The following is a 4,446-nucleotide window of genomic DNA, read 5'->3' as shown; positions in this document are numbered from 1 at the left end:
CTGAAATTCTCGCCCTACATCGCCGAAACCGTGGTGCTCGGCGCCGGCCGCGACGCGCTGGCGGCGATGATCTGCATCCGCTTCTCGATCATCTCGAAATGGGCGGAGAAAAAACGCATCTCATTCACCACCTACACCGACCTGGCCTCGCGGCCGGAGGTCTATGCGCTGCTGCAAAAAGAGGTCGAAACCGTCAACGCCACGCTGCCGCCGGCGCAGCGCATCTCGCGCTTCCTGTTGCTCTACAAGGAACTCGACGCCGACGACGGCGAGTTGACGCGCACCCGAAAAGTCCGCCGCAGCGTCATCAACGAAAAATACGCCGATATCATCGACGCGATCTATGGCGGCCGGCGCGACATCCCCATCGATACCGTGATCCGCTTCCAGGACGGCACCACCCAACGCATCCGCACCACGCTGCGCGTGGTCGACCTCGCGCGGGATGTGGCCGCGAAGGAGGCCGCGGAATGAGAGGCGAATTATTGTTTGGAAGCGCCACACATTCGGTCGTCATGCGCGGGCTTGACCCGCGCATCCATCCGCTTCGTAAGATCAGTTCTTTTGAAAAATGGATTGCCGGGTCGAGCCCGGCAATGACGGGCGAGTTTCCATGAACCTCCAGTTCCTGATCCAGCTTCTCGTCAATGGTCTCGTGGTCGGCACGCTCTACGGCGTGGTGGCGATGTCGTTTGTGCTGATCTACAAGGCGACGCAAGTCGTCAACTTCGCGCAAGGCGAGTTGCTGCTGGTCGGCGCGTGGGTGTGCTGGGCGCTGCTCACCAAATATCAGGTGCCGTTCTGGGTCGGCATGCCGCTGACGCTGGTGTTCATGTTCGTGTTCGGCATCGCGATCCAGATCGTGATCCTGCGGCCGATGATCGGCGAGCCGATCATTTCGGTGATCATGGTGACCATCGGACTGTCGACGGTGTTTCAGGCTTCGCTGAAATGGATCTTCGGCGTCAACCCGCAGCCGTTTCCCCGCGTGTTCACCAGCCAGTCCCTGCACTTCCTCGGCCTGCAGATCCAGACCGTCTACGTCATGAGCCTCGTGGTCTCGGTGGCGATGATGCTCGGGATGGCTTGGTTCTTCCGGGTGTCGAAATATGGCCTGGCGATGCGCGCCACCGCCTTCAACCAGCAGGTGGCGCAGTCGCTCGGTATCTCCGTCAAAAGCGTGTTCGCGATGGCGTGGGCGATCTCGGCGACGGTCTCGGCGGTCGCCGGCGTCGTGGTGGCCGTCGTCAACGGCGTGTCGTCGGGCCTCTCAGCCTACGGCATCAAGGTGTTCCCGGCGGCGATCCTGGGCGGCCTCGACTCGATCGGCGGCGCGGTGCTCGGCGGCATCATCATCGGACTGCTGGAAAACATCGCGCAATATGTCGACAGCGAATATCTGCACTGGGGCAATCTGTACGAGATCGCGCCGTTCTACGTGCTGATCATTATTCTAATGATCAAACCCTATGGCCTGTTCGGCACCAAAGACATCGAGCGGGTGTAATTCATCATGGCAGGCCCCTCCCTCATTCCCTCCGGTGACTACCGCACCAGCTACGCGGCTGACACCACGATCTTTCCGACCACCACCAGCCGCAACATGGCGATCGCCGGCGTGGTGGCGATCTGCTTTGCGCCGCAGCTGCTCAGCGCGTACTGGCTGAGCACCCTGATCCAGATCGGCATCTTTGCCATCGCCGCCCTTGGCCTCAACATTCTGGTCGGCTTCACCGGACAGATCTCGATCGGCCACGCTGCCTTCTTCCTGTTCGGCGCCTTCACCTCGGCCTATATCTCCAACACGCTGCCGATCCCGGTGTTCTTTGCGATCCCGCTGGCCGGCGTCATCACGGCTTTGGTCGGACTTATTTTTGGCGTGCCGGCGGCGCGGCTGAAGGGGCTCTATCTCGTGATTGCGACGCTGGCCGCGCAATACATCCTGCTGGATTTCTTCTCCCGCGCCGACTGGTTCTCCGGCGGCTCAGTCCCGGCCAGCGCCAATCCGTTCTCGATCTTCGGCTATACGTTCCGCGGCGACCGGCAATATTTCTACGTCGTGCTGGCCTATCTCGTGGTCAGCTATCTCCTCGTGACCAACCTGATGCGCACCCGCGACGGCCGCGCGCTGGTCGCGATCCGCGACCATTATCTGTCCGCCGAGATCATGGGCATCAATCTGACGAAATACCGCACCCTGTCGTTCGGACTGGCGGCCTTCTTCGCCGGCGTCAGCGGCGCGCTGTACGCGCATTATCAGCTCGTCGTCTCCGCCGAAGGCTTCGGCATCGAGCGTTCGATCCTTTTCCTCGCCATGGTCATCATCGGCGGCACCGGTTCGATCATGGGCACGCTGATGGGCACAGCGTTTGTGGTGCTGCTGCCGGAATCGATGGAGTGGATCAGCGCGGGCCTCAAGGGCAGCGCCATCGACAAGGCGCTGTCGCTCAACAACAACATCACGTTTTTGCGCGAGATCGCGATCGGGCTGATCATCATCGCGTTTCTGATGTTCGAGCCGGACGGACTCGCGCATCGCTGGCGGCAGATCAAGACTTACTGGAAACTCTACCCGTTTTCGCATTGAGGTTGGAACGGGACTGGCTACAATGAACCTAAATAAAAAACCCGGAGGAATTGCCATGATCATGAAATCCCTGCTCAGTACCGTTTCGCTCGCGCTGCTGCTCGGCAGCGCAACCACCGCGGCGAAGGCCCAGATCGCGATCGGACACCTGGAAGACCTCTCGGGCGGCACCGCCGATGTCGGCACGCCCTACGGCCAGGGCGTCGCGGATACCTTCGCCTGGGTCAACAAGAACGGCGGCGTCGGCGGCAAGCAACTCGATGTCGACAGCAATGATTACGGCTATCAGGTGCCGCGCGCGATCGCGCTCTACAAGAAATGGTCCGGCGGCGACAAGGTCGCGGCGATCATGGGCTGGGGCACCGCCGACACCGAGGCGCTGACCGCCTTCCTAGCCCAGGACAAGATCCCGGATATCTCCGGCTCCTACGCCGCGGCGTTGAGCGACCCCGAAGGCACCAGCGGCAAGGCCAAGGCCGCGCCCTACAATTTCTTCTACGGCCCGACCTACTCCGACGCGCTGCGCGCCGAACTGACCTGGGCGGCTGAAGACTGGAAGGCCAAGGGCAAACCCGGCAAGCCGAAGTTCGTGCATATGGGCGCCAACCACCCCTATCCGAACGCGCCGAAGGCGGCCGGCGAAGCGCTCGCCACCGAACTCGGCTTTGAGGTGCTGCCGCCGCTGGTATTCGCGCTGTCGCCGGGCGATTACAGCGCGCAATGCCTGAGCCTGAAGAGCGCCGGCGCCAACTACGCCTATCTGGGCAACACCGCGGCCTCCAATATCTCCGTCATGAAGGCCTGCAAGACCGCGGGCGTCGACGTTCAGTTTCTCAGCAACGTATGGGGCATGGATGAAAACGCCGCCAAGACCGCCGGCGACGCCGCCGACGGCGTGATCTTCCCGCTGCGCACGGCGGTCGCCTGGGGTGGCAACGCGCCGGGCATAAAGACCGTGATCGAGATTTCTAAGATGTCGGACCCCACCGGCAAGGTCTATCGCCCCGTGCATTACATCGCCGGCGTCTGCACCGCGCTGTACATGAAGGAGGCGCTCGACTGGGCCGCCAAGAACGGCGGCGCCACCGGCGAGAACGTCGCCAAGGGTTTCTACCAGAAAGCCAACTGGGTCCCGGCCGGCATGGAAGGCGTCTGCAATCCCTCGACCTGGACCGAGAAGGATCATCGTCCGACCACGACCGTCGATCTCTACCGCTCCAGGATATCCGGCCCGACCGACGGCGATATCAACGACGTGATGGCCAAGGGCACCATCAAGCTCGAAAAGGTCAAGACCGTCGAACTGCCGCGCAAGCCAGAATGGTTCGGGTGGTGAGATAGCAATCTGCTGTCGTCCTCCGCGAAAACGGGGGACCCAGTAAGCCGCGGCCTCTCGATTTGATTGCCGGCGTCTCTGGAATACTGGATCACCCGCTTTCGCGGGGATGACGACGGAATGTGTGGAGGCAGGTGGGCAACGCTATCTCACCACCCGAACCAGTCAGCCTTGCGCGGCAGTTCGACGGTCTTGACCTTTTCGAGCTTGACGGTGCCCTTGGCCATCACGTCGTTGATATCGCCGTCAGTCGGGCCCGAGATCTTCGAGCGATAGAGATCGACATTGAGCGTGCCGCGATGATCCTTTTCGGTCCAGGTCGAGGGATTGCAGACGCCCTCCATCCCGGCCGGGACCCAGTTGGCTTTCTGGTAGAAACCCTTGGCGACGTTCTCGCCGGTGGCGCCGCCGTTCTTGGCAGCCCATTCGATGGCTTCCTTCATGTACAGCGCGCTGCAGATCGCCGCGATGTAGTGCACGGGACGGTAGACCTTGCCCGTGGGGTCCGACATTTTGGAAATTT

At 61.9% G+C, this 4,446-nt stretch carries 3 protein-coding genes and 2 pseudogenes; 4 read left to right on the top strand and 1 reads right to left on the bottom strand.

From position 1 onward, the window contains the following. The 4 genes and pseudogenes from ABR948_RS28570 to ABR948_RS28555 form a co-directional block, all read left to right on the top strand. A pseudogene (locus tag ABR948_RS28570) lies at window positions 1-474 on the top strand (long-chain fatty acid--CoA ligase); the annotation flags it as partial. Between the two features lie 139 nt (window positions 475-613). Continuing rightward, window positions 614-1,507: a branched-chain amino acid ABC transporter permease gene (locus tag ABR948_RS28565; RefSeq protein WP_428124503.1), complete on the top strand. Its 894-nt coding sequence runs from the start codon at window positions 614-616 to the stop codon at window positions 1,505-1,507. Between the two features lie 6 nt (window positions 1,508-1,513). Continuing rightward, complete coding sequence (locus ABR948_RS28560) at window positions 1,514-2,587, top strand: branched-chain amino acid ABC transporter permease (protein ID WP_428124501.1); 1,074 nt, start codon at window positions 1,514-1,516, stop codon at window positions 2,585-2,587. A gap of 55 nt (window positions 2,588-2,642) precedes the next feature. Then, entirely contained in the window at window positions 2,643-3,923 is a 1,281-nt protein-coding gene (locus tag ABR948_RS28555; protein WP_428124499.1) for an ABC transporter substrate-binding protein, read from the top strand. Window positions 3,924-4,072: 149 nt separating this feature from the next. Here the strand turns inward: ABR948_RS28555 and ABR948_RS28550 are convergent. Further along, window positions 4,073-4,446, bottom strand: a pseudogene (locus ABR948_RS28550) (ABC transporter substrate-binding protein); the annotation flags it as partial.

The organism is Bradyrhizobium sp., assembly GCF_050014615.1.
GTDB lineage: Bacteria > Pseudomonadota > Alphaproteobacteria > Rhizobiales > Xanthobacteraceae > Bradyrhizobium.
The sequence above is the reverse complement of the archived record's forward strand: the minus strand, read 5'-3'. Positions and strand labels throughout refer to the sequence as shown.

Coding starts and splice junctions, on each gene's coding strand:
- ABR948_RS28565 (WP_428124503.1), top strand. CDS start 614: ATGAACCTCCAGTTCCTGATCCAGCTTCTCGTCAATGGTCTCGTGGTC.
- ABR948_RS28560 (WP_428124501.1), top strand. CDS start 1,514: ATGGCAGGCCCCTCCCTCATTCCCTCCGGTGACTACCGCACCAGCTAC.
- ABR948_RS28555 (WP_428124499.1), top strand. CDS start 2,643: ATGATCATGAAATCCCTGCTCAGTACCGTTTCGCTCGCGCTGCTGCTC.